Here is a 23,193-nt window from a genome sequence, read left to right as displayed (position 1 = left end):
GCGCATCAGGATTCGCCGGAACCCTCCAGTATAGCCTTCAGCGAGACCTTGGCTGAACCCGGCTTCAGTGGTTTCTGCTGCGACGCATCGGGGGCCCAGCCAGACATCCACACCATCGAGAAACTTGCCCGGATTCTACCGTCGGGGTCGGAAAACCGCTCGGCGTAGATTTCCGCGGCACGGGCAAACAGTCTACGCGTGCCCGGCCGCCGGCTGCGATCGGCAAGGGCGCTGGTTTCGCCCATGGCGCGAAGGTCGGCCATCAGGGCAAACAAATTGGCATAGCGCACCGTCACGGTCTCGACGTCGGCGACCGGCAGAGCAAGACCGGCGCGCTGCAGCAGCGCACCGGCATCGCGCACGTCGGTGAAGGGTATGATGCGCGGGCTGACGCCGCCATAGAGTTCGGTCTCGGCCGCAAGCAGGCACTCGCGCAACTCACTGAGTGTGCCGGCGCCAGCGAAGGCGCCGAGGAAAAGCCCGTCCGGCCGCAGCGCGCGGCGGATCTGAATCAGCATGCCGGGAATGTCGTTCATCGCCTGCAGCGACAGAAGCGACACCGCCAGATCGAGGTTTTGCGGCTCGAACGGCACGGTTTCCAGCGGTGCGACCAAGCCGGCGGCACCATCGAGGAAAACCGCGTCCGTCTCGACGCGGACGATCTCCGTCACCTTGCCGCTCGCGGCGAGCATATTGGCCGCGGCCGGCGTCTGGCAAAACAGCACCGCGGCCTTGCCGAACCTGCGCTCGACGGCACCCAGCCGGTCGGCAAGGTCCTCGGCGGCGCGGTTCATGAGGAAATCGGCACCGTCGACCGGATGGGTGAGCGCACGCCACTTGTGCGCCAGCCACAGTGAGGTATCGATAATAGGCTGCAACGGGCGGATCCTTGTTTGTCCACGCCCTGATATAGTTGGTATGATGGCACGGAGAACCAACCACGTGGCCGATCCGATGCCAGAGATCAAGTCCATCGGGATCAGGAACCTCACCCGATCGGCCCTCGGCTGGCCGGCGCGTATCCTGTTTCCGCCGGTCTGCGCCGGCTGCCGCCGTCATGTCTCGCAACCCGGGGTGCTGTGCGGCGCCTGCTGGCCGAAGCTGCGGCTCCTGGAACGGCCGTGGTGCCCGGTGATGGGCACGCCGTTCACCCACCATATGGGCGAGGGCTTTCTGTCGGCCGAGGCGATCGCCGATCCGCCGCCCTTCGAACGGGCGCGGGCAGCCGTCGCCTATTCCGGCGTTGCCCGCCAGATGGTGCAAGGCCTGAAATATCAGGATCGCACCGATCTTGCGCCCTGGATGGCGCGCTGGATGGTGCGGGCGGGCGCCGATCTCATCGCCGAAGCCGATGTGGTTGTGCCGGTGCCGCTGCACTGGCGGCGTTTTTTCCGGCGACGGTTCAATCAGTCGGCGGAATTGGCGCGTGCGGTCTGCGAACTCAGCGGGCTGTCTTTCGCGCCCGCCGCCATGCGGCGCGTGAAACTCACCCGCCAGCAGGTCGGGCTGGAGCGGCAGGAGCGCGAGGAGAATGTGCGGGCCGCCTTTCGGGTGCCGGTCGAGGCGGAAATCGAGATCGCCGGCCGCAGGGTGCTCCTGATCGATGACGTCTACACGACCGGCGCCACCGTGCGCGCCGCCACCAAGGCGCTGAAAAAGGGGGCGCCGGAGCCGTCGACGTGCTGACCTTTGCCCGCGTGTTGCCGGGGGACTTCCGGGCGGACGAGTCCGCGACTATATAAGTCGGCAACGAAAGTGGAAATTCGTCATGGTGGATGTCACGATCTATACGCGCATGATGTGCGGCTACTGCACGGCAGCCAAACGGCTGCTGGAGCGCAAGGGCGTTGCCTATACCGAGCACGACGCTTCATTTTCGCCGGAGCTGCGCCAGGAGATGATCTCGCGCGCTCACGGCCGCACGACCTTTCCGCAGATTTTCATCGGCGAGACGCATGTCGGCGGCAGCGACGACCTCCACGAGCTGGAGGCCGAAGGCCGGCTCGACAAACTGCTCGCCAACGGCGCGACTATTTGAGGATTGATGATGGGTGTTTTCAAGGCTGCCGCCGTCCAGATGCGTTCAGGCGAAAGTCCCGAGCGCAATGCGGTCGATCTAGAACGGCTGGTGCGTGAAGCGGCAGGCCAGGGCGCTACCTACATCCAGACGCCGGAAATGACCGGGGCGCTGATCCGCGACAAGCAAGCGCGCGCAGCCTCCTTCACCTCCGAAGACAAGGACATCATCGTGGCGACCGCGCGCAGGTTGGCGCGCGAACTCGAGGTCTTCCTGCATATAGGCTCGACAGCCATCCTGCGCGCGGACGGCAAGCTCGCCAACCGGGCGCTGCTGTTTGGCCCGGATGGCGCCACGCTCGCCACATATGACAAGATACACATGTTCGATGTCGACCTCGACAATGGCGAGAGCTGGCGCGAATCCTCAGCCTATGAACCAGGCACCAAGGCCGTCGTGACCGGGGTTGCCGGCGCCAGGCTGGGCTTTGCGGTCTGCTACGACCTGCGGTTTCCCCAACTGTTCCGCGCCGAGGCGCTGGCCGGCGCCGATATTCTGACCGTGCCCGCCGCCTTCACCCGCCAGACCGGCGAGGCGCACTGGCATGTGCTGCTGAGGGCGCGCGCCATCGAGAACGGTGCCTTTGTGGTCGCCGCCGCGCAAGGCGGCCTGCATGAGGATGGCCGCGAGACCTATGGCCATTCGCTGATCGTCGATCCCTGGGGCCGCGTCATCGCCGAAGCCGCGCATGACGAGCCGGCGGTGATCGTCGCCGAGATCGACCCGGCGCAGTCGCTTGCGGCGCGCAAGAAGATCCCGAATTTGAAGAATGCGCGGGAGTTCGACATCAATGCCGGCGAGGTCGACGCGCCGCGCCTCAGGGGTGCTGCCTCTTGATCCGCTTTTCCCTGATCTGCGAAAACGAGCACGAGTTCGAGGGCTGGTTTCGCAGCAATGACGATTTCGATACCCAGAAGAAGCGCGGCTTTGTCGATTGCCCCAGCTGCGGCTCGCACAAGGTAGAGAAGGCCCTGATGGCGCCGGCGGTTTCGACGGCCCGCAAGCAGGAGACCATCGCGCTCGCCATGGGCGAGGCGCAGAAACGGGCCCTGGCGCAACTCAAGGCCATGGCCGAGAAGGTGCGCGAGAATGCCGACTATGTCGGCGACAAGTTCGCCGAGGAAGCGCGGAAAATCCATTTCGGCGAAACAGATCCGCGCGGCATCTATGGCGAGGCGACGCTCGAAGAGGCCAAGAGCCTTGCCGAGGACGGCGTCGAGTTCATGCCGATCCCGGTGTTTCCGGACGACCGCAACTGAGCGGTTAGCTCACGTTTGCGATCAATTTGCCAAGCAGCCGGGCCAGCATCTCCCGTTCGGCGTCGCTTAGACCGGCGAGAATTTCATGCTCGTTGGCGACGTGGGCGGTCAAGGCCTCGTCGATCAAGGCCAGACCTTTCCCGGTAAGCCGCACGACAATACCGCGCCGGTCATTGGGGTGCGGGCCGCGCAAGATCAATCCGGCCTTCTCCAGCCGGTCGAGCCGATTGGTCATGGCGCCCGATGTCACCATCGTCGCTTCATAGAGAGCGGTCGGCGTCAGCGCGTACGGGGCTCCGGAGCGGCGCAGCGTCGCCAGCACGTCGAATTCGCCGGCCTGCAGTCCGAAACGGGCAAACAGCGGGGCGAGGCGATCACGCGCGATCAGCGACGAGGCTTCGTTCAATCGCCCGAGCACCGCCATCGGCGAGACGTCCAGATCCGGCCGCTCCCGTTTCCACTGCTCGACCGCCTTTGTCGCGCGATCCATTTGTCTCACCATTAAATATCTTGACGTTAAGAATCTTTGCGTTATCTTACCTCAAGATACAGAGCCGGCCAAGCGCCGCAAGTGCCGAATGAGTGACGGGACCATCCGATGAAGTTTCTCTGGGATTCGGCGCTCGGCCTGCTGGTCGTCACGGGCGGCCTGCTCGGGCTGACGCTGCCCTTCGGCAAGCTCGCCACGGCAGCTGGCGTGCCGGCCATGGTCTGGGCTTTCGTCATCTCGCTCGGTGCCGGCGGCGTGCTTTTGTGCGTACTTTTGTTGCGCGGGGAGCGTGTCCAGCTCACCGCGCACAAATTGCGCTATTTCTTGGTCACGGCCGCCGTGTCCTATGCCGTTCCCAATCTCCTGATGTTCTCGGCCATTCCGCACCTTGGCGCCGGCTACACCGGCATCATGTTCACGCTCTCGCCTGTCATCACGCTGGTGTTCTCGATCCTGCTGCGTGTGCGGCGCCCGAACATGCTGGGCATAGCGGGCATTGCCGTCGGCTTCGTCGGTGCCGTCATGGTGGCGGTGACGCGCGGAGAGGCCGGCCAGCCGGCCGACCTTTTCTGGGTGGTCATGGGCCTGCTCATTCCGGTCAGCCTTGCCGCCGGCAACATCTACCGCACGGTGGATTGGCCTGAAGGCACCGGCCCGATCGAGCTCGCCGTCGGCAGTCATCTGGCGTCGGCGGCGCTGCTGATCGCCGGTATTCTCACCCTGTTCGGCATCAGGGCCTTCGCGCCGCTCGGCGGCGTGCCGCTGGTCGTCGTCGCGCAAGTCGCATCCGCGTCGGCGATGTTCGCCTTCTTCTTCCGGCTGCAGGCGGTCGGTGGCCCGGTCTATCTCAGCCAGATCGGTTATGTTGCCGCCGCGGTCGGCCTATTTGCCGGCACGATCTTCCTTGGCGAACACTACCAACTGCTGACCTGGATCGGCGCCGTCATCATCACCGCCGGCGTGTTCATCACCACCAGGGCGCAAAACCAGAAAGCCTGAAGGTCTCAGTTTGTGCCGTCGTCGGCATCGCCACTGGGCTGCGGCCGAGGATGCCGGCTGCCCGCGCCGCCTGCGGCACGAATTCCGGAACGCTTGGTCGGTCAGACCGATCCTTTCTCCGCCAGCACCATGTAGTTGACATCCATGTCCTTCGATCGCGTCCAGCGATCGGCGAGCGGATTGTAGGTGACGCCGGTGCGGTCGATGATCGTCAGGCCGGCGCCGCCAAGCGCCTTTTCCAGCTCTTCGGGGCGGACCAGCTTGCCGAACTGGTGGGTGCCGCGCGGCAGCCAGCGCAGCACGTATTCGGCGCCGATGATGGCCAGGCCCAGCGCCTTCAGCGTGCGGTTGATGGTTGCCACGAACATGATGCCGCCGGGCCGGACCATCTGCCCGCATTTGGCGACGAACAGCTCGATGTCGGCGACATGCTCGACCACTTCCATGTTGAGGATGACGTCGAATGTCTCGCCGGCGTCGGCAAGGTCCTCGGCCGTCGTGGCGCGGTAGTCGACGCTCACATTGCCTTCGGCGGCATGCAGTTTCGCAACTTCGATGTTTGTTTCGGAGGCATCCGCTCCCACGACTTCGGCGCCAAGCCGTGCCATCGGCTCGCACAAAAGACCGCCACCGCAGCCGATGTCGAGGATCCGCAGGCCCTCGAACGGCCGCGCGGCGCGTGGGTCACGGCCGAAGCGCGACGCTATCTGGTCGCGGATATAGGAAAGCCGGACCGGATTGAATTTATGCAGCGGACGAAACTTGCCGTTCGGGTTCCACCATTCGGCGGCAAGGGCGGAAAAGCGTTCCACTTCTCCGGCATCGATCGTCGATCGTCGGGGCTCTGGCATCGATTGTCTCCTAGAGCTCTTTGTTGGTCGCAATTCCGGACGGAAAACCGCTTCACACTTTTCCTGGAACGGCTTCAGAGCGCTAGGAAGTCGGGCGTGGGGGAGCGAATGTCAAGGCAGCTTTTTTCAATGCTGCCAAACAGGGTCCGTCAGACCTCAGCTGGTCTTGTCCAGCACGTCGCGCAGTTTCGCGGCCAGTTGCTCGATGGTGAACGGCTTGGCCAGGAAGTGCACGTCATGGTCGAGCACGCCGTTATGGACGACCGCGTTCCTGGTGAAGCCGGTGGTGAAGATGACTTTCAGTCCGGGCTGGCGCCCGACCGCCTCCTCGGCGAGCTTGCGGCCGTTCATCACCGGCATGACGATATCGGTGAACAGCAGGGCGATGCCTGAGGTCGCGGCGAGCTTCTCGAGGGCCTCCGGGCCGCTTGCGGCATGGATGACGGTGTAGCCGAGTTCGCGCATGGCGTCCGTCGTGGCGGCCCGCACGCGGGCATCGTCCTCGACGACGAGGATTGTCTCGGTGACCTTGACGGAGCTCTTGCCACGCCCGGCGGGTGCTGCTGGCTCCTCCGGCCCGAAAAACCGCGGCAGATAGATCTTGATCGTCGTTCCTTCACCCGGTTCGGAGTAGATCTTGACGTGGCCGCCCGACTGTTTGACGAAGCCGAACACCTGGCTCAACCCAAGTCCCGTGCCCTTGTTGACCGGCTTGGTCGTGAAGAAGGGTTCGAAGGCCTTGGCGATGATCTCCGGTGGCATGCCGGCGCCGGTGTCGGTCACCGCCACCATCACATATTGGCCAGGCGTGACTTCGGCATGAGTCGAGGCGTAGGCTTCGTCGAGATGGCTGTTGGCGGTCTCGATGGTCAATTTTCCGTCATTGTCCATGGCATCACGGGCATTGACCGCCAGGTTGAGGATCGCGTTCTCGATCTGGCTCGGATCGGCGTGGGTTTTCCACAGGCCGCCCGCCAAAACCGTTTCGATACGGATGCCTTCGCCGAGCGCTCGGTGCAGAAGGTCGGACATGCCGGTCACCAGCCGGTTGGTGTCGACGACCTGCGGCGCCAGCGGTTGCAGACGGGAGAAGGCAAGCAATCGGGAGGTCAGATTGGCGGCACGGCTGGCTGCATCCGTCGCGGCCTCGATGAATTTCTCGATGTCGTTCTCGCCGCGCTTCAGCTTGCGCTGGGCAAGGTTCATGGCGCTGAGGATCACCGCCAGCATGTTGTTGAAATCGTGGGCGATGCCGCCGGTCAATTGGCCGACGGCTTCCATCTTCTGCATCTGGCGGATCTGGGATTCGGCCTTCTCGCGGGTCTCGATCTCGTTGCCGAGCTCGATGTTCTTGCCCATCAGCTCTGCCTGGGCGGTGGCGACCTCGCGGAAGCGGCGGCGGGATTCGCGGATCGTGTAGGCGGCGAGCAGGAAGATGGCGAAGAGGGCCGCCAGCGAGCCGATGCGCAGCCAGGTCTCGACCTGGTCGGTGCGCTCGTCGCGCTCGGCAACCGCGGCGCCTCCCATGCGCCGGATCGTGTCCATGCTGGCGCGGACCTCGTCCATGGCGGCTTTGCCCTGGCCGCTGCGGACCAGTCGCAAGGCCCCGGCCACGTCGCCCTTGTCGTAAAGGGCGATCGTCACGGCCAGTTCAGCCTGTTTCTGCGCCAGCGCGTCCTTGATGTGATTGATCTGCTGGGCCAACTGGTCGTCGGAAGCCGTCATGGCATCGATGCGGGAGAGCTGTCCGGGGATTGCCTCGACGGCCTTCCGATACGGTTCGAGATAGGATTTTTCCCCGGTCAGCAGGTAGCCGCGCTGACCACTCTCGGCATCCTGCGCCATTGAGAGGAGCCCGGAAAGCAGATCCTGGTACTCGATCGTCTCGCGAGCGGCGGCACGATTGGCCCTCTGGCCCTCGACGAGCAGGGCACGGGTGCCGACGATCAATGCCAGCACGGCGAAGCCGGCGACAAGCGGGAGCGATTGCAATCGCGTGGCGCGTCGAAGACGAGCAATCATCTGTTATGCCGAACCAAAAGGAATTCCCCGCGGGCAGCATCTGGTAAGCGGCACGGGCCTGGAAGGCAATATGCCGTCTTGTTGACGCCGGCATTCCGCCGCCAGCCTTGCGAAACCTTCATCATTTGGCTAAGGAGGCCGCGCATTCAGCGACCGGCGCCAGCCGGGCGCTTTCCTCCGCTTTCGGCTCCCAGTTTTTTGGCAAGGGGCCGGCTTCAGTCAAAGGCATTTCGCTTCCATGGCGCGTATCGTGATGAAATTCGGCGGAACCTCCGTCGCCGACATCGCCCGCATCCGCAATGTGGCGCGTCACGTCAAACGCGAGGTCGACGCCGGCCATGAGGTCGCGGTGGTGGTTTCGGCCATGGCCGGCAAGACCAACGAACTGGTTGCCTGGACGCGCGAGGCCTCGCCTATGCATGACGCACGCGAATATGACGCGGTCGTCGCTTCCGGCGAACAGGTCACCGCAGGCCTGCTGGCGATCACCTTGCAGAACATGGGCGTGCACGCCCGCTCCTGGCAGGGCTGGCAGATCCCGATCAAGACCGACAACGCGCATGGCGCGGCGCGCATCCTCGACATTGACGGTGCGTTCCTGATCAAGCGCTTCGGCGAGGGCCAGGTGGCCGTCATCGCCGGCTTCCAGGGCATCGGGCCCGACAATCGCATCGCAACGCTTGGCCGTGGCGGTTCCGACACAAGCGCGGTCGCCATCGCGGCGGCGGTCAAGGCGGACCGTTGCGACATCTATACCGACGTCGACGGGGTCTACACCACCGATCCGCGCATCGAGCCCAAGGCGCGGCGGCTGGCCAAGATCTCCTTCGAGGAAATGCTTGAAATGGCCTCGCTCGGCGCCAAGGTTCTGCAGGTGCGTTCGGTCGAGCTTGCCATGGTGCACAGGGTGCGCACCTTCGTGCGGTCGTCCTTCGACGATCCCGACGCGCCCGGAATGGGGGATTTGCTCAATCCTCCGGGAACGCTCATTTGCGACGAGGAAGAGATCGTGGAACAGCAGGTCGTCACCGGAATTGCCTACGCCAAGGACGAGGCCCAGATTTCGCTGCGCCGCGTCGGCGACCGCCCAGGCGTCGCCGCCGGCATTTTCGGGCCGCTGGCCGAGGCCAACATCAATGTCGACATGATCGTCCAGAACATCTCCGAGGACGGCAAGTTCACCGACATGACCTTCACAGTGCCATCGGGAGACGTCGACAAGGCGCTGGCCGTGCTTGATCGGCTGAAAGCCGAGGTCGGCTACGATGTCGTGCAGTCCGAAGCCGGCATGTCGAAGGTCTCGGTCATCGGCATCGGCATGAGGAGCCATGCCGGTGTCGCCGCCACCGCCTTCAAGGCACTGGCGGACAAGGCGATCAACATTCGCGCCATCACCACCTCCGAGATCAAGATTTCGATACTGATCGACGGTCCGTACACCGAACTTGCGGTTCGCACTTTGCATTCCGTCTACGGTCTGGATAAGCAGTAGCAAGACTGAATCAGTTGTTGCGCGCGTGCCGGCAGCGGCGGAAACTGCGCCGGCAAGTGTTTCATTGGAGAAGAAGCCGCGATGCGTGACCAGGCCAGTGGCCCGCGCGTTTTGCTGAAACGGCTCCGCGAGCTCATGCAGGAGCCGCTGGAGCCGCAGGAGCGGCTTGACCGGATCGTGCGCGACATCGCCTCCAACATGGTCGCGGAAGTTTGCTCGCTCTATGTGCTGCGCGCCGATTCGGTGCTCGAGCTCTACGCCACCGAGGGTCTGAACCCGAACGCCGTCCACCTGGCGCAACTGCGGCTGGGACAAGGCCTGGTCGGCACCATCGCCGCCAGCGCGCGGCCGCTCAACCTTTCCAATGCTCAGGAACACCCAGCCTTTGCCTACCTGCCGGAGACCGGGGAAGAAATCTACAATTCCTTCCTTGGCGTTCCGGTGCTCAGGGCAGGGCGCACGCTGGGCGTCCTCGTCGTCCAGAACAAGACCATGCGTCATTACCGCGACGACGAGGTCGAGGCGCTGGAAACCACGGCGATGGTCATCGCCGAGATGATCGCCACCGGCGACCTGGCGCGGCTGACCCGACCCGGCCTCGAACTCGACTTGCGCCGCCCCGTCAGCTTCACCGGCCTGTCCTTCAACGATGGCGTCGGGCTTGGCCATGTCGTGCTGCACGAGCCCCGCATCGTCGTCACCAATCTGTTCAACGAGGACAGCGAGGAAGAGGTCCGGCGGCTGGAAAGCTCGCTCGGGTCGCTGCGGCTCTCCATCGACGACATGCTGGAGCGCCGCGACGTCGCCTTCGAGGGCGAGCACCGCCAGGTGCTGGAAGCCTATCGCATGTTCGCCAATGACCGCGGCTGGGTGCGGCGCCTGGAAGAGGCCATCCGCAACGGCCTGACGGCAGAGGCCGCGGTGGAGAAGGTGCAGAGCGACATGCGCGCCCGCATGCTGCACATGACCGATCCTTATCTGCGCGAGCGGATGAGCGATTTCGACGACCTCGCCAACCGGCTCCTGCGCCAACTGATGGGACGCGGGCCGGAAGATGTCGCGGCTTCGCTGCCGAAGGACGCCATTATCGTCGCCCGCTCGATGGGCGCCGCCGAACTGCTCGACTACCCTCGCGACAAGCTGCGCGGGCTGGTGCTGGAGGATGGCGCGGCCACAAGCCATGTCGTCATCGTCGCCCGCGCCATGGGCATTCCGGTCGCCGGCCAGATGAAGGGCGCCGTTTCGATGGCGGAAAACGGCGATGCCATCATCGTCGACGGCGAGGAAGGCACGATCCATCTGCGGCCGCAGTCCGATCTCGAAGCCGCCTATGCCGAAAAAGTGCGTTTCAGGGCGCGCCGGCAAGAGGTCTACCGCGAACTGCGCAAGAAGCCGTCGATGACCAGGGACGGCGTCCAGGTCGACCTTCTGATGAATGCCGGGCTTGCCGTCGACCTGCCGCAACTGGCCGAGGCGGGCGCTGCCGGCATCGGTCTGTTCCGCACCGAGTTGCAGTTCATGGTCGCCTCGACCTTTCCGCGTGCCGAGGCACAGGAGAAACTCTATCGCGACGTGCTGGAGGCCGCACGCGGCAAGCCGGTCACCTTCCGCACCATCGACATTGGCGGCGACAAGGTGCTGCCCTACTTCAAAGGCGCGATCCAGGAAGAGAACCCGGCGCTCGGCTGGCGGGCGATCCGCCTGACGCTGGACCGGCCGGGGTTGTTGCGCACTCAGATCCGCGCCCTGCTGAAGGCCAGCGGCGGGCGTGAGCTCAAGCTCATGCTGCCCATGGTGACCGAGCTCGGCGAAATTGCACAAGCGCGAGAAATCATCGACCGCGAAGTGCGGCATCTGTCGCGCTTCGCTCATCACCTGCCGACCAGCCTCAAGCTGGGCGCGATGCTGGAAGTGCCGTCGCTTCTGTTCCAGCTCGACGAATTGATGAAGGCGGTCGACTTCGTCTCGGTTGGGTCGAACGATCTGTTCCAGTTCGTCATGGCGGTCGATCGCGGCAACACGCAACTGGCCAACCGCTTCGACACGCTGTCGGCGCCGTTCCTGCGCGTCTTGAAGCAAATCGCCGATGCCGGCATCCGCAACCACACGCCGGTGACGCTGTGCGGTGAGCTCGCCGGCAAGCCGATCTCGGCGATGGCACTGATCGGCCTCGGCTTCCGCTCGATCTCGATGTCACCGGCCTCGATCGGCCCAGTCAAGGCCATGCTGACGGAATTGCCGCTGGATGAGCTAACGGCGTTCTTCGACGACAATCTGATGGCGCCGGCGCAGGGGCTGCCGATGCGGGCGCTGCTGCAGGCCTTTGCCGACGACCGCTCGATCCCGTTGTAGCATCACATCATGGTCAATTTGCCCCGCGATCGCATGGATCAAGTCGTCAAGCGTTTCGAGATGCTCGAAGCGCAGATGTCGGCCGGACCGGCGCCGGATGCCTATGTGAAGATGGCATCCGAGTATGCCGAACTGCAGGACATGGTGGCCAAGGTCAGGGAATTGCGAGCGGCCGAACACGAGCAGGCCGACCTCGAAGCAATGCTCGCCGACAAGGGCACCGATGCCGAAATGCGGGCGCTTGCCGAGGCGGATCTCCCGGGGGTGGAGGAGCGCATCGAGGCGCTGCAGAAGGACATCCAGATCCTGCTCCTGCCCAAGGATGCCGCCGACGACAAGAACGCCATCCTCGAAATCCGCGCCGGAACCGGCGGCGACGAGGCAGCGCTCTTCGCCGGTGACCTGTTTCGCATGTATGAGCGCTATGCCGCCGAGCGTGGTTGGCGGTTCGAGACGGTGTCGGCCAGTGACGGCGATGCCGGCGGGTTCAAGGAAATCATCGCCACGGTCTCCGGCAAGGGCGTTTTCGCCCATCTGAAATTCGAGTCCGGCGTGCATCGCGTGCAGCGGGTGCCGGCAACAGAGGCCAGCGGGCGCATTCATACCTCGGCGGCGACGGTGGCGGTGCTGCCGGAAGCCGAAGAGGTCGACATCGAGATCCGTGCCGAAGACATCCGCATCGATACGATGCGCGCCTCGGGTTCGGGCGGCCAGCACGTGAACACCACCGATTCGGCTGTCCGCATCACCCACCTGCCGACCGGCATCATGGTGGTGCAGGCGGAGAAGTCGCAGCACCAGAACCGGGCGAAGGCCATGCAGATCCTGCGCGCCCGGCTGTATGACCTGGAGCGCGGCAAGGCCGACGAGGAGCGTTCCGAATCGCGCAAATCGCAGGTCGGCTCCGGCGATCGCTCGGAACGCATCCGAACCTATAATTTCCCGCAAGGCCGCGTCACCGACCACCGCATCAACCTGACGCTCTACAAGCTCGATCGGGTGATGATGGGCGAACTCGACGAAATCATCGACGCGCTGATCGCCGACCACCAGTCGAAGCTGCTGGCCGATATCGGCCTCGATGGCTGACCCTCTGCCCAAGGCGCTGGGGCCGCTGCTGCGGGAAGCGCGGGCCAGGCTTGTGGCGGCCGGGGTCGATGATCCCGCGCTCGACGCACGGCTGATTGTCGAACATTTTTCCGGCAAGACCCGTACGAAGGCCATCGCCGACCCTGACCATGAGATCGACAGGAACGCCATCGCCGTGATCGACGCCGCCCTGGGGCGTCGAGCCGCCGGCGAACCCGTGCATCGCATCCTGGGCTACCGTGAATTCTACGGTTTGCGCCTGGCGCTGTCGCCGGAAACGCTGGAGCCGCGGCCGGATACCGAAACGCTGGTCGAGGCGGTGCTGCCTTTCGTCAAGACAATTGCCGCGCGGGAGGGTTCGTGCCGCATCCTCGATCTCGGCACCGGGACGGGCGCCATCGCCCTGGCGCTGCTGAGTGCGGTGCCGGCCGCGACCGCCACCGGCGTCGACATCGCAGCCGGAGCGCTGGCGACGGCGGCCCGCAATGCCGTGCAAATCGGGCTTGGTGACCGGTTCGCGACGGTGCGGTCGGACTGGTTCGAAAAAGTTTCCGGCCGGTACCATGTAATTGCCGCAAACCCTCCCTATATACCTTCAAGAGATGTTGGAAATCTGCAGGACGAGGTCCGCGATTTCGACCCACGCTTGGCCTTGGATGGCGGCGTGGATGGGCTGACCCCCTACAGGATCATCGCCGCCGAAGCGGCACCATTTCTGGAAGCAGAAAGCAGGATTGCGGTCGAAATCGGCCACACGCAACGCAACGAGGTCAACGACATATTCCGCGCAGCCGGCTACGCTGCGGGCGAGTTGTTTCGCGATCTCGGCGGAAACGACAGGGTTCTTGTCTTTCAATGGGGATAAGCCTTGACGCACTGCGAAAAAACCGCTTGGCAATACCGGGGAATGCGGCTAGGGTCGCCTCAACCGGATGAGACGAAGCAGGCAGTGCTCTTAGCGATTCGGTCCTCCTTGGAAATAGCTGCCTTCTTGCGCAAACGACGCCCAAGCTTCGTGCGGGAATCGTCCGGCAAGTGATGTAACCGGAACAGGATGGCACGTGGCGCCAACGCAATTGATGCGGGCGAACGCCGGTGAAGAAACGAAACGGCTGGCTGCATGAGCGCCTCCGTTCGTGACGAGTTTTCGAAAATTTCAAGATGAAGAGAGTCGAATGAGGCCACAACAGCAGAACAGGCGCATGCGCGGTCGCAATAACAATGGCGGCGGCGGTGGCAACAACAATAACAACAACAACCGCAAGGGCCCGAATCCCCTGACGCGCAACTACGAGAGCAACGGCCCGGACGTGAAGATCCGTGGATCGGCTCAGCAGATCGCCGAGAAATACGCCACCCTGGCCCGTGACGCGCAAAGCTCCGGCGACAGGGTCATGGCGGAGAACTATCTGCAGCACGCCGAACACTATAATCGCATCATTGCCGCCGCGCAGGCGCAGATGCCGATCCAGAACGTCCAGCAGAACCGCGACGATTTCGACGATGACGGTGATGAGGATCGCGACGAGTTCGACAATGCCGGGAACAATGGGGCCGGCAACAGCGGCAACACCGTTTCCGAACCACAAGTACCCGTGATCAACCATGGCGCCGGTCCGCAGCCGGTGATCGAAGGCATGCCGGCGGAGGTCGCGCTGAACCGGGACGGCCGCGACAATCGTGACAATGCCGGGCGTGACAATGCCGGGCGCGACAATAACGGACGAAACAATAACCGCGACAACAATGGCGGGCGCCACCGCGATCGCCGTCCCAATGGCGGCTATGGCCAGAATGGCCAGCGCGATTATGCTTCGTCCGCCGAGCAGGGCGCTCAGCAGCGCAACGAGTTCCCGGGGCAGGCAGAAGTACAGGCAGAGCCCGGTTCGCCGGCCGAGACCGCCGCGGCAGTCGAGCCGGCTCCGCTGTTCGAGAGTTTTTCGCCAGCGGCTCTTGCCGCCCAGGCCGAGCTCAACGAGGCGGCCACCGAGAGCGGTGCCGCTCGCCGTCCGCGTCGTCCGCGCCGTCCACGCGCCAGTGCCGACCAAGTCGACGCCGGCAGCAGCAATGCGGACGCCGGCGAGGTGGCCTCGGTTCCGGCAGACAACGGCAGTTCCGAGCCGGTGATTGCCGACATCGACAACTGATCGGACACCATTTCAAGACGTGGAACGGCGGGGAGAAATCTCCGCCGTTTCCGTTTGGGCTGACGTGGAATATTATGCATTGACCGATATCAATGCGCCTTGAGACGGCATGGTCCATTCACCATATCTCGGCTGAACAGGATCCGGCTCGAATGGGCGGGTCCGTCACCGCAATCTGATCCGGTGCCGCGAAGCGGGCCGGTGATGGAAGGAGACAGATATGAACCTTGAGAAATACTCCGAGCGCGTGCGCGGCTTTATCCAGTCCGCGCAGACCATGGCGCTCTCCCGCAATCACCAGCAATTCACTCCCGAACACATTTTGAAGGTCCTCGTCGACGATGAGGAGGGCTTGGCCGCGTCGCTGATCGAACGCGCCGGCGGCAATGTCCGCGACGTCAAGCTCGGCGTCGAGACGGCGCTCGAGGCAATGCCGAAAGTCGAAGGCGGCAATGGCCAGCTCTATCTGGCGCAGCCGCTGGCCAAGGTGTTCTCGACCGCGGAGGAACTGGCCAAGAAGGCCGGCGACAGCTTCGTCACGGTCGAGCGGCTGCTGCAGGCGCTTACCATGGAGAAGTCGGCAAAAACCGCCGACATCCTGGCCAAGGCCGGTGTCACCGCGCAGGCGCTGAACCAAGTAATCAATGATGTCCGCAAGGGCCGCACCGCCGATTCGGCGAGTGCCGAACAGGGCTATGACGCGCTGAAGAAATACGCGCGCGACCTGACCGCCGATGCCCGCGCCGGCAAGCTGGACCCTGTGATTGGCCGCGACGACGAGATCCGCCGCACCATTCAGGTGCTGTCGCGGCGCACCAAGAACAATCCGGTGCTCATCGGCGAGCCGGGCGTCGGCAAGACGGCGATCGCCGAGGGCTTGGCGCTGCGCATCGTCAATGGCGACGTGCCAGAATCGCTGAAGGACAAGCAGTTGATGGCGCTCGACATGGGCGCGCTGATCGCCGGTGCCAAGTATCGCGGCGAGTTCGAGGAGCGGCTGAAGGCCGTGCTCTCGGAAGTCACCTCGGCCAATGGCAACATCATCCTGTTCATCGACGAGATGCACACGCTGGTCGGCGCCGGCAAGGCGGACGGCGCGATGGATGCGTCGAACCTGTTGAAGCCGGCCCTCGCGCGCGGCGAATTGCACTGCGTCGGCGCCACCACGCTCGATGAATACCGCAAGCATGTCGAGAAGGATCCGGCACTTGCCCGCCGCTTCCAACCGGTCTTCGTCGATGAGCCGACGGTGGAGGATACGGTCTCGATCCTGCGCGGCCTGAAGGAGAAATACGAGCAGCACCACAAGGTGCGCATCTCCGACTCGGCGCTGGTGGCGGCGGCGACGCTGTCCAATCGCTACATCGCCGACCGCTTCCTGCCGGACAAGGCGATCGACCTGGTCGACGAGGCCGCCTCGCGGCTTCGCATGCAAGTCGATTCCAAGCCCGAGGCGCTGGACGAGATCGACCGCCGCATCATGCAGCTCAAGATCGAGCGCGAGGCGCTGAAGGTCGAGACGGATGACGCCTCGAAAGACCGGCTCGCCCGCCTGGAAAAGGAACTTGTCGGGCTCGAGGAGGAATCGACCGAGATCACTACCAAGTGGCAGGCCGAGAAGCAGAAGCTCGGGCTCGCCGCCGACTTGAAGAAGCAGCTCGACGAGGCACGCAACGATCTGGCCATTGCCCAACGCAAGGGTGAATTCCAGCGCGCCGGCGAACTTGCCTATGGCAAGATTCCGGAACTGGAAAAGAAGCTGAAGGAGGCAGAAGCCCAGGACGGCAAGGTCGGCATGGTCGAGGAAGTGGTAACCCCCGACCACGTCGCCCATATCGTCTCGCGCTGGACCGGCATTCCGGTCGACAAGATGCTGCAGGGCGAGCGCGACAAGCTGCTGCGCATGGAAGACGAGATCGGCAAGCGTGTCGTCGGCCAGGGCGAGGCCGTGCAGGCCGTTTCCAAGGCGGTACGGCGTGCCCGCGCCGGCCTACAGGATCCGAGCCGGCCGATTGGCTCGTTCATCTTCCTCGGACCGACGGGCGTCGGCAAGACCGAACTGACCAAGGCGCTGGCAAGCTTCCTGTTCGACGACGACAGCGCCATGGTGCGCATCGACATGTCGGAGTTCATGGAGAAGCACTCGGTCGCCCGGCTGATCGGTGCACCTCCCGGCTATGTCGGCTATGAGGAGGGCGGCGCGCTGACCGAAGCGGTGCGGCGCCGGCCCTATCAGGTCGTGCTGTTCGACGAGATCGAGAAGGCGCATCCCGATGTCTTCAACGTGCTCTTGCAGGTGCTCGATGACGGGCGTCTGACCGACGGCCAGGGCCGAACGGTCGATTTTCGCAACACGCTGATCATCATGACGTCGAACCTCGGCGCCGAATATCTGGTCAATCTCGGCGAGGACCAGGATGTCGATGCCGTGCGCGACGAGGTGATGAATGTGGTCAAGGCGTCGTTCCGGCCGGAGTTCCTCAACCGCGTCGACGAAGTGATACTGTTCCACCGGCTGCGCCGCAAGGACATGGACCGCATCGTCGAGATCCAGCTCAAGCGGCTGGAAAGCCTGCTTGTCGATCGCAAGATCACGCTGTCGCTCGATCATGAATCGATCGAGTGGCTGGCGGCCAAGGGTTATGACCCGGCCTATGGCGCGCGGCCGCTGAAGCGGGTGATGCAGAAGGAGTTGCAAGACCCGCTGGCGGAGAAGATCCTGCTCGGCGAGATCCTCGACGGCTCGACCGTCAAGGTGACGGCCGGCTCGGACCGGCTGAACTTCCGCTCGAAGCCGACGGTCGTGGCGACCGAAGCGGCGGCTTGATCCTGCGCCGCGCGTCCACTTCGGACGCGCGGCGTTTTCATACTGATGACGGGGCGTGGATGACGCTGGACGACTACAACAGCTTCTGCGCCTCGCTGCCCGCAACAAACCATGTCGTCCAGTGGGGCGGCGCCCATGTCTGGAAGGTCGGGACCAAGGTGTTTGCGATCGGCGGCTGGGATCAGGGCGAGCAGCTCTTCGTCACCTTCAAATGTTCCGACATCGCCTATGACGTGCTTAAGGAACAGCCGGGGCTGCGGCCCGCGCCCTACCTTGCCTCACGCGGCATGAAATGGATCCAGCGTCGGACAAGCCAGAGCATGGATGATGGTGCGCTGAAGGACTATTTGCGCGAGAGCCATCGCCTTGTCGCCCTGAAGCTGACCAAGCAGGCGCGCAAGGAACTGGGCCTTGCCGCAAGCTAGTTGATATTCGTCTGTACGCCGGAAACCCGCCATCTTCATGCCCGGTTCATGTTGGAACCATATGGTGGGGTAACTGGTTTGCTGGCGAAGGGGTTCGCCGAAGAACAACGCCGGGCGGCGGCAATTACGGACCGGAGAGTTTGGCCACGATGTTCCGCACGATCTTTGCCCTTTCGGCGCTTGCCGCCGGGCTTGTGTCTTTTGGTGCGCTCGCGGCGCCGACACAGGACAATGCACCACGGGTTGTCCGCGCTGCCAATGACGGCGACATTCTCGTCGCCCAGGACGGAAATCTGGACATCTACTATGACGCCCGCGGCAACCGCGTCATCGTCGATGCCGATACCGGCAAGGTCATCGCCATCCAGCCGCCGCAGACACGGCTTGATCGGCGCGCGCTGCGCCGCGAGACAAGGCTGCGCGAGTTGGGCCGGGCTCCCGCCGATGACGATCGCTACTATCTCGACGATCCGGAAGACATGGCGCGGTTCCGCCGCAAGCAGTTGGAAGAGGAAGGCCGGGTCATCCCGCCGCCGGCCGACGAATATGACCCCTATGGTGACAATTCGGTGGAAGCCTATCCGCCGGCGCCGCAGGACGATGGCAATTATGACAACAACTATCCCGATGCGCCGCAGCCGACAAAGCCGGGCGCCATCAAGCGCCAGCCGCTGAACGAGGCCTCGATAGACCCTATGCAGCCCGCGACCCCGACGGAACAGGCCCCGCCGGCCGACCAAGGGGCACTGCCGCCGAAGATTGGCGGCAAGACCACGGTTGACCCATCGCTGTCGCTGGGCGCCCGTCAGGATGTGGCGGCGCTGCAGGTGCTGCTCGACCGGGGCGGCGCTTCGCCCGGCGTCATCGACGGGCGCTTCGGCTCGAATGTCGACAAGGCGATTGCCGCCTATAATGAGATCACCGGCAGCAATCTCAAGTCGACCGATGCTGTCGGCATCCAGACGGCCCTTGCGCAATCCGGTGGGGACGCGTTTGCCAACTATACGATCACCGCGGAGGATGCGGCCGGCCCCTATGTCGCCTCGGTCCCGGAAGACTACAGCCAGAAGGCGCAGCTCAACTGCATGTGCTACACCTCTGTCACCGAGGCGCTGGCGGAGCGCTTCCACATGGACGAGAACTATCTGAAGTCGATCAACAAGGGCCTCGACTTCAACCGACCCGGCACGATCATCAAGGTCGCCAATTTCGGCAAGCTGGTGTCAACGCCAGTCGCGCGCATCGTTGCCGACAAGACCAAGAAAGAAGTGTACGCCTACGATGCGGGTGGCAAGCTGGTCGCCGCCTATCCCGCCACCATCGGCTCGGCCGATACGCCGTCGCCCACCGGCATCCACGCCGTGTCGCGCATCGCGCTCGATCCGAACTACACCTACAACCCGAACATCAATTTCAAGCAGGGCCAGAACGACAAGATCCTGACCATTCCGCCAGGCCCCAACGGACCTGTCGGGTCGGTCTGGATTGCCCTGGACAAGCCGACCTATGGCATCCACGGAACGCCCGAACCTTCGAAGATCGGCAAGACCGAAAGCCATGGCTGCGTGCGCCTGACCAACTGGGACGCGCGTGAACTCGCCAAGCTGGTGTCGCCGGGTGTTACCGTGGAGTTTGTCGGCGGACCTTCAGCCGATGACGTTGCGCAGCAATGAGCCGCGCAACGTGGCGGCATAGATCAGCTGCACGAGCAGAATGAAGCCGACGCTGAGCAACGGGTTGACCAGGCAGAGTGCGGCGCCGATCGCCGACAGGATTTGCGCCTTGACGATGCGCATGTAGACCATGCGCCTTGTGTCGGCGTCGACATCTTCCGCGACAAAGCCGTTCTTCTCCACATAGTGCCAGCTGGCGAACAGGGTCACGCCGAGCATCAGCAGGTTGAGCCAGTAGACCAGTGCCGCGGTCCTGAATTCGAGGAAGTCCGCCAGCAGGTCGGTCGAGAACGGCAAGAGCGCGATGAAGGCGAGAAAGCAAAGGTTCAGCGTGGCGAGCCGTCTGTCGGATTTGGCGATCAGCCCATGCCGCGCCTGCTGACCGAACCAGAATATGATCAGCGTCAGGAAACTCAACGCATAGGTCAGGAAGCGCGGCGCCAGCGCCGCGATGGCGGCAAGCAGGTCGCCCTGGGAATGAACAGTGTCCTTCCGCCGACGCTTCGAGTGGACGCTTCATCGTTTCCTCCGCCCGCGGTTCCCAGAAAAATCCAGCACGACTGACGCCATTTGCATCCGGACGGGATGTTTCCCGGCAATATGGCTGATTTCAAGGACTACAAGCTGCTGGCCGGTTGTTGCCAGCCCATCGGCGGTCTAAGCAGAGTGCCATGCATTCGCCAGATGAAGCCGCCGCAGTTCCGCTGACCAGGCCGGTCACGAACGGGACGTTCTGCCCGCAATCGCAGCGCCGATACGTGTTGATCGCGGCGATCCTGGCGTCGGCGCTCGGCTTCATCGACGGTTCGATCCTGGCAATCGCCATGCCGGCGATCCGCGTCGATCTTGGCGCCAATCTCGCCGAGGCGCAGTGGATCTCCAATGGCTATGCGTTGACGCTGTCGGCGCTGATCCTTGCCGGCGGAGCCGCCGGCGACCGGTTCGGGCTGCGCCGCGCCTTCGTGGCCGGCATTGTGTTGTTTGTCGCAGCCTCGCTTGCCTGTGCGCTGGCACCGAATGCCGTCGTGCTGATCGCGTTTCGCGCCCTTCAGGGCATTGGCGCGGCGATCATGGTGCCGGGCAGCCTCGCCATCATCGCCAAGGCCTACCCGAAGAAGGAACGCGGCCGTGCGATCGGTATCTGGGCGGCGGCCTCGGCACTGACCACCGCACTCGGTCCCGTGCTCGGCGGCCTTGTTCTGTCGGCTTTCGGCGACGGCATCTGGCGGGCGATCTTCGCCGTCAACCTACCTCTCGGCCTGATTTCGATCTATCTCCTGCTTGCCAAGATTCCAGCCGACGCGCCGACGGAGAAACGCAGCCTGGATCTCGGCGGTGGGGCGCTGGCGACATTGGCCTTCGGCGCGCTTGCGTATGGGCTGACGTCAATGAGTTCCAGCGGCGAGGGCCACATGGCGGGGCCGAGCATTGCCGCCGGCGCGGTGCTGCTTGTGGTCTTCATCCTGTTCGAGCAGCGACAGCGCGAGCCGATGATCGATCTCAGCCTGTTTCGCATAGGCGCTTTCGCCGGCGCCAATGTAGCGACCTTCTTTCTCTATTTCGCGCTGTCGGCCAATCTCTTCTATCTGCCGATGCTGCTGATCGCCGGCTGGGGGCTGAGCACGGCCGAGGTCGGCTTCATCTTCCTGCCGTTGTCTGCATTGATCGCACTTCTATCGGGACCGGTCGGCCAGTTGTCTGACCGGATCGGGCCGCGTTTCCCTATTGCCTGCGGCAGCCTGATCGTGGCTTTCGCCTTTGCCGGACTTGCCTTGCTCACCCATGCCGGCATCCATAATTTCTGGACGGGGACGTTCCCGCTGATGGCGCTGATGGGACTCGGGATGGCGCTGGTCGTCTCACCACTGTCGACCGCGATCATGACAGCGGTGGAAGACAAGGATACGGGAGCTGCTTCCGGCATCAACAATGCCGTCTCGCGCATTGGCGGCCTGATCGCGGTGGCGGCAATGGGATCGCTGGCGGCCTGGGTCTATGCCCATGCGCTGGACGGGAATGCGATTTCAGCCGTGCCAGGCTTCGGCGAACCGGCACCGGCTGGACTTGCGCCCGCGCTCGATGCGGCACGGCTGGCCGCCAGTGACGCAGCCTTCTCCGTGGTGTCTTGGGTGACGGCGCTGCTTTGCCTGTTTTCAGCTGTCATCGCGTGGACGACAATTTCCGGAGAGCCGCTGCCGTGGTCGCGGCGTGCGGAAACCAGGCAAGACTGAAACGCGCAGGTTCAGCCTTCGATCTTGGCGCTGGCGACTTTCAGTGAATTGCCATCTTCCTGCTTCAGCAGATCGTCGATGCGCTCGCGCTCGCGCTTGAAGGCAACGAGATCGTCGCCTTTCAGGACCTTGCCGACCGGCAGGCGGACCCGCATCGGATCGACCTTGGTGCCGTTGACGATCAGCTCATAGTGGAGATGCGGGCCTGTGGCGAGGCCGGTCTGGCCGAGATAGCCGATGGTCTGGCCCTGGCGTACCCGCATACCCGGCTCGATGCCTTTGGCAAAGGCGCTCTGGTGATTGTATGAGGTTTCGTAGCCATTGGCATGGCGGATGATGATCTGCTTGCCGTAGCCGCCGGCCCAGCCGACCTTCTCGATGACCCCGTTGCCGGCGGCGATGATCGGCGTGCCGATCGGGGCCGCCCAGTCGACGCCGGTGTGCATGCGGACATAGCCGAGGATCGGATGTTTGCGGGCTCCGAAACCGGAGCGGAATTTTCCGGCGGGCAGCGGATTGCGCAGCAGGAACTGCTTGGCGCTCGATCCGTCCTCGTCGAAATAGTCGGTGCTGCCGTCCTGCATCTGGAAACGGTAGAAGTTGCGCGTGGTGCCGCCAAACGTCGCCGAGACATAGAGAAGTTCGGAATTGTCCGATGTCTGGTCGTCACCATCGGGCTGCGAGAACAGCACTTCGAGGCGGTCGGAGGGATTGAGGCGGGACTGGAAGTCGACATCGGACGCCAGGAGCTTGATCAGCCGCTGGGTCATCGCCTTGGACATGCCGTAGGAATAGGCGGCACGGTAGATGCCGTCATAGACATTGGGCAGGTTGCCGCGCACCACAACGGGCGCCGACGAATCATCGAATGCCGTCAAGAGTTCAGGATTCGGCTCCGGTTCCTGCGCCGGCACGTACTGGCCGCGGTCGTCGAGCGCGATGGTGACGATATGCGTGGTCTTGTCGTATACGCTGGTGCGCACGACCTTGGCGGCATCGCCGTGAACCTCGAGGCCGACGCGCAGCACGGTTCCGGCCTTCAGCGTCGGCGCGTTCAACAGCTTGGCGATTGCTTCGGCCATGCCGGTCGCGTCGTCACCCGTATAGCCCGAATCGGCAAAGGCCTCGGTGAGGTCGGTGTCCTTGGTGAAGGGAATGATTTCCTCGGCAAAAGCCGGTGCCTGGTCGTCAATGGCGGCGCGCGGAGACACCGAGACGTTTTCCGGCACGATCTTGACGTCGTAGGAGCCGGCCATCGA

General features: G+C 63.9%; 19 protein-coding genes and 1 pseudogene (1 of these 20 only partly in view). 14 read left to right on the top strand and 6 right to left on the bottom strand.

Features of this window, described 5'->3' with window-relative positions:
* Positions 1 to 5: 5 nt before the first annotated feature.
* Positions 6 to 878, bottom strand: a complete 873-nt coding sequence (locus AC1VON_RS00130; protein ID WP_483119890.1) for a methyltransferase domain-containing protein — start codon at positions 876 to 878, stop codon at positions 6 to 8.
* 64 nt (positions 879 to 942) lie between these two features.
* Here AC1VON_RS00130 and AC1VON_RS00125 point away from each other — a divergent pair.
* From AC1VON_RS00125 to AC1VON_RS00110, 4 genes and pseudogenes are all read left to right on the top strand, one after another.
* Positions 943 to 1,742 (top strand): annotated as a pseudogene (locus AC1VON_RS00125) (ComF family protein).
* Positions 1,743 to 1,768: 26 nt separating this feature from the next.
* Positions 1,769 to 2,038 carry a glutaredoxin 3 gene (gene grxC, locus AC1VON_RS00120; RefSeq protein ID WP_056576221.1) on the top strand — a complete coding sequence of 90 codons (270 nt, stop codon included), beginning with the start codon at positions 1,769 to 1,771 and terminating at the stop codon, positions 2,036 to 2,038.
* A 9-nt stretch (positions 2,039 to 2,047) separates the two neighbouring features.
* Complete coding sequence (locus AC1VON_RS00115; RefSeq protein WP_483119887.1) at positions 2,048 to 2,914, top strand: carbon-nitrogen hydrolase family protein; 867 nt, start codon at positions 2,048 to 2,050, stop codon at positions 2,912 to 2,914.
* Entirely contained in the window at positions 2,911 to 3,336 is a 426-nt protein-coding gene (locus AC1VON_RS00110; RefSeq protein ID WP_172348445.1) for a DUF1178 family protein, read from the top strand. The genes AC1VON_RS00115 and AC1VON_RS00110 overlap by 4 nt, the downstream gene beginning before the upstream one ends.
* A gap of 4 nt (positions 3,337 to 3,340) precedes the next feature.
* Here AC1VON_RS00110 and AC1VON_RS00105 read toward each other — a convergent pair whose 3' ends face one another.
* Positions 3,341 to 3,826 (bottom strand): MarR family winged helix-turn-helix transcriptional regulator, encoded by a 486-nt coding sequence (locus AC1VON_RS00105; RefSeq protein WP_483119885.1) that lies wholly within the window; start codon positions 3,824 to 3,826, stop codon positions 3,341 to 3,343.
* Between the two features lie 108 nt (positions 3,827 to 3,934).
* Between AC1VON_RS00105 and AC1VON_RS00100 the strand changes: the two genes are divergently transcribed.
* A complete protein-coding gene (locus AC1VON_RS00100) occupies positions 3,935 to 4,825 on the top strand; it encodes a DMT family transporter (RefSeq protein WP_483119883.1) in 891 nt (296 codons plus the stop codon).
* A gap of 101 nt (positions 4,826 to 4,926) precedes the next feature.
* On the opposite strand, the gene ubiG is transcribed toward AC1VON_RS00100, so the two are convergent.
* Positions 4,927 to 5,676: a bifunctional 2-polyprenyl-6-hydroxyphenol methylase/3-demethylubiquinol 3-O-methyltransferase UbiG gene (ubiG, locus tag AC1VON_RS00095; protein WP_483119881.1), complete on the bottom strand. Its 750-nt coding sequence runs from the start codon at positions 5,674 to 5,676 to the stop codon at positions 4,927 to 4,929.
* A gap of 156 nt (positions 5,677 to 5,832) precedes the next feature.
* Positions 5,833 to 7,698: a CHASE3 domain-containing protein gene (locus AC1VON_RS00090; protein WP_483119879.1), complete on the bottom strand. Its 1,866-nt coding sequence runs from the start codon at positions 7,696 to 7,698 to the stop codon at positions 5,833 to 5,835.
* 238 nt (positions 7,699 to 7,936) lie between these two features.
* On the opposite strand from AC1VON_RS00090, the gene AC1VON_RS00085 reads away from it, so the two are divergent.
* The 8 genes from AC1VON_RS00085 (at position 7,937) to AC1VON_RS00050 (ending at position 19,703) form a co-directional block, all read left to right on the top strand.
* Positions 7,937 to 9,190: an aspartate kinase gene (locus tag AC1VON_RS00085; protein WP_096450605.1), complete on the top strand. Its 1,254-nt coding sequence runs from the start codon at positions 7,937 to 7,939 to the stop codon at positions 9,188 to 9,190.
* A gap of 81 nt (positions 9,191 to 9,271) precedes the next feature.
* Positions 9,272 to 11,542: a phosphoenolpyruvate--protein phosphotransferase gene (ptsP, locus tag AC1VON_RS00080; RefSeq protein ID WP_140772246.1), complete on the top strand. Its 2,271-nt coding sequence runs from the start codon at positions 9,272 to 9,274 to the stop codon at positions 11,540 to 11,542.
* Positions 11,543 to 11,551: 9 nt separating this feature from the next.
* Entirely contained in the window at positions 11,552 to 12,631 is a 1,080-nt protein-coding gene (gene prfA / locus AC1VON_RS00075) for a peptide chain release factor 1 (RefSeq protein WP_483119878.1), read from the top strand.
* Entirely contained in the window at positions 12,624 to 13,496 is an 873-nt protein-coding gene (gene prmC / locus AC1VON_RS00070) for a peptide chain release factor N(5)-glutamine methyltransferase (RefSeq protein WP_483119876.1), read from the top strand. Before prfA ends, prmC begins: the two co-directional genes overlap by 8 nt.
* Positions 13,497 to 13,806: 310 nt before the next feature.
* Complete coding sequence (locus AC1VON_RS00065; protein WP_172348451.1) at positions 13,807 to 14,778, top strand: DUF4167 domain-containing protein; 972 nt, start codon at positions 13,807 to 13,809, stop codon at positions 14,776 to 14,778.
* Positions 14,779 to 14,998: 220 nt separating this feature from the next.
* Positions 14,999 to 17,605 (top strand): ATP-dependent chaperone ClpB, encoded by a 2,607-nt coding sequence (gene clpB / locus AC1VON_RS00060; RefSeq protein WP_483119875.1) that lies wholly within the window; start codon positions 14,999 to 15,001, stop codon positions 17,603 to 17,605.
* Positions 17,606 to 17,664: 59 nt separating this feature from the next.
* Positions 17,665 to 18,030 carry an MmcQ/YjbR family DNA-binding protein gene (locus AC1VON_RS00055; RefSeq protein ID WP_172348453.1) on the top strand — a complete coding sequence of 122 codons (366 nt, stop codon included), beginning with the start codon at positions 17,665 to 17,667 and terminating at the stop codon, positions 18,028 to 18,030.
* Positions 18,031 to 18,179: 149 nt separating this feature from the next.
* Entirely contained in the window at positions 18,180 to 19,703 is a 1,524-nt protein-coding gene (locus AC1VON_RS00050; protein WP_483119873.1) for a L,D-transpeptidase family protein, read from the top strand.
* On the opposite strand, the gene AC1VON_RS00045 is transcribed toward AC1VON_RS00050, so the two are convergent.
* Entirely contained in the window at positions 19,677 to 20,168 is a 492-nt protein-coding gene (locus AC1VON_RS00045) for a TMEM175 family protein (RefSeq protein WP_483126250.1), read from the bottom strand. The genes AC1VON_RS00050 and AC1VON_RS00045 overlap by 27 nt on opposite strands.
* A gap of 206 nt (positions 20,169 to 20,374) precedes the next feature.
* On the opposite strand from AC1VON_RS00045, the gene AC1VON_RS00040 reads away from it, so the two are divergent.
* Positions 20,375 to 21,934: an MFS transporter gene (locus AC1VON_RS00040; protein WP_483119871.1), complete on the top strand. Its 1,560-nt coding sequence runs from the start codon at positions 20,375 to 20,377 to the stop codon at positions 21,932 to 21,934.
* A gap of 11 nt (positions 21,935 to 21,945) precedes the next feature.
* On the opposite strand, the gene AC1VON_RS00035 is transcribed toward AC1VON_RS00040, so the two are convergent.
* Positions 21,946 to 23,193 carry the 3' portion of a M23 family metallopeptidase gene (locus AC1VON_RS00035; RefSeq protein ID WP_172348457.1) on the bottom strand. The gene runs 723 nt beyond the window's last position, so only the last 1,248 of its 1,971 coding nucleotides appear in the window; its start codon lies off the right edge, out of view — the gene reads right to left on this strand; the stop codon is at positions 21,946 to 21,948.

This window comes from Mesorhizobium sp. HAY1-8B (assembly GCF_056868045.1).
This window is presented reverse-complemented; position numbering and strand designations above follow the sequence as displayed.

Coding starts and splice junctions, on each gene's coding strand:
- AC1VON_RS00085 (WP_096450605.1), top strand. CDS start 7,937: ATGGCGCGTATCGTGATGAAATTCGGCGGAACCTCCGTCGCCGACATC.
- AC1VON_RS00050 (WP_483119873.1), top strand. CDS start 18,180: ATGTTCCGCACGATCTTTGCCCTTTCGGCGCTTGCCGCCGGGCTTGTG.
- prfA (WP_483119878.1), top strand. CDS start 11,552: ATGGTCAATTTGCCCCGCGATCGCATGGATCAAGTCGTCAAGCGTTTC.
- ubiG (WP_483119881.1), bottom strand. CDS start 5,676: ATGCCAGAGCCCCGACGATCGACGATCGATGCCGGAGAAGTGGAACGC.
- AC1VON_RS00090 (WP_483119879.1), bottom strand. CDS start 7,698: ATGATTGCTCGTCTTCGACGCGCCACGCGATTGCAATCGCTCCCGCTT.
- AC1VON_RS00055 (WP_172348453.1), top strand. CDS start 17,665: ATGACGCTGGACGACTACAACAGCTTCTGCGCCTCGCTGCCCGCAACA.
- prmC (WP_483119876.1), top strand. CDS start 12,624: ATGGCTGACCCTCTGCCCAAGGCGCTGGGGCCGCTGCTGCGGGAAGCG.
- grxC (WP_056576221.1), top strand. CDS start 1,769: ATGGTGGATGTCACGATCTATACGCGCATGATGTGCGGCTACTGCACG.
- AC1VON_RS00100 (WP_483119883.1), top strand. CDS start 3,935: ATGAAGTTTCTCTGGGATTCGGCGCTCGGCCTGCTGGTCGTCACGGGC.
- AC1VON_RS00065 (WP_172348451.1), top strand. CDS start 13,807: ATGAGGCCACAACAGCAGAACAGGCGCATGCGCGGTCGCAATAACAAT.
- AC1VON_RS00040 (WP_483119871.1), top strand. CDS start 20,375: ATGCATTCGCCAGATGAAGCCGCCGCAGTTCCGCTGACCAGGCCGGTC.
- ptsP (WP_140772246.1), top strand. CDS start 9,272: ATGCGTGACCAGGCCAGTGGCCCGCGCGTTTTGCTGAAACGGCTCCGC.
- AC1VON_RS00105 (WP_483119885.1), bottom strand. CDS start 3,826: ATGGATCGCGCGACAAAGGCGGTCGAGCAGTGGAAACGGGAGCGGCCG.
- AC1VON_RS00115 (WP_483119887.1), top strand. CDS start 2,048: ATGGGTGTTTTCAAGGCTGCCGCCGTCCAGATGCGTTCAGGCGAAAGT.
- clpB (WP_483119875.1), top strand. CDS start 14,999: ATGAACCTTGAGAAATACTCCGAGCGCGTGCGCGGCTTTATCCAGTCC.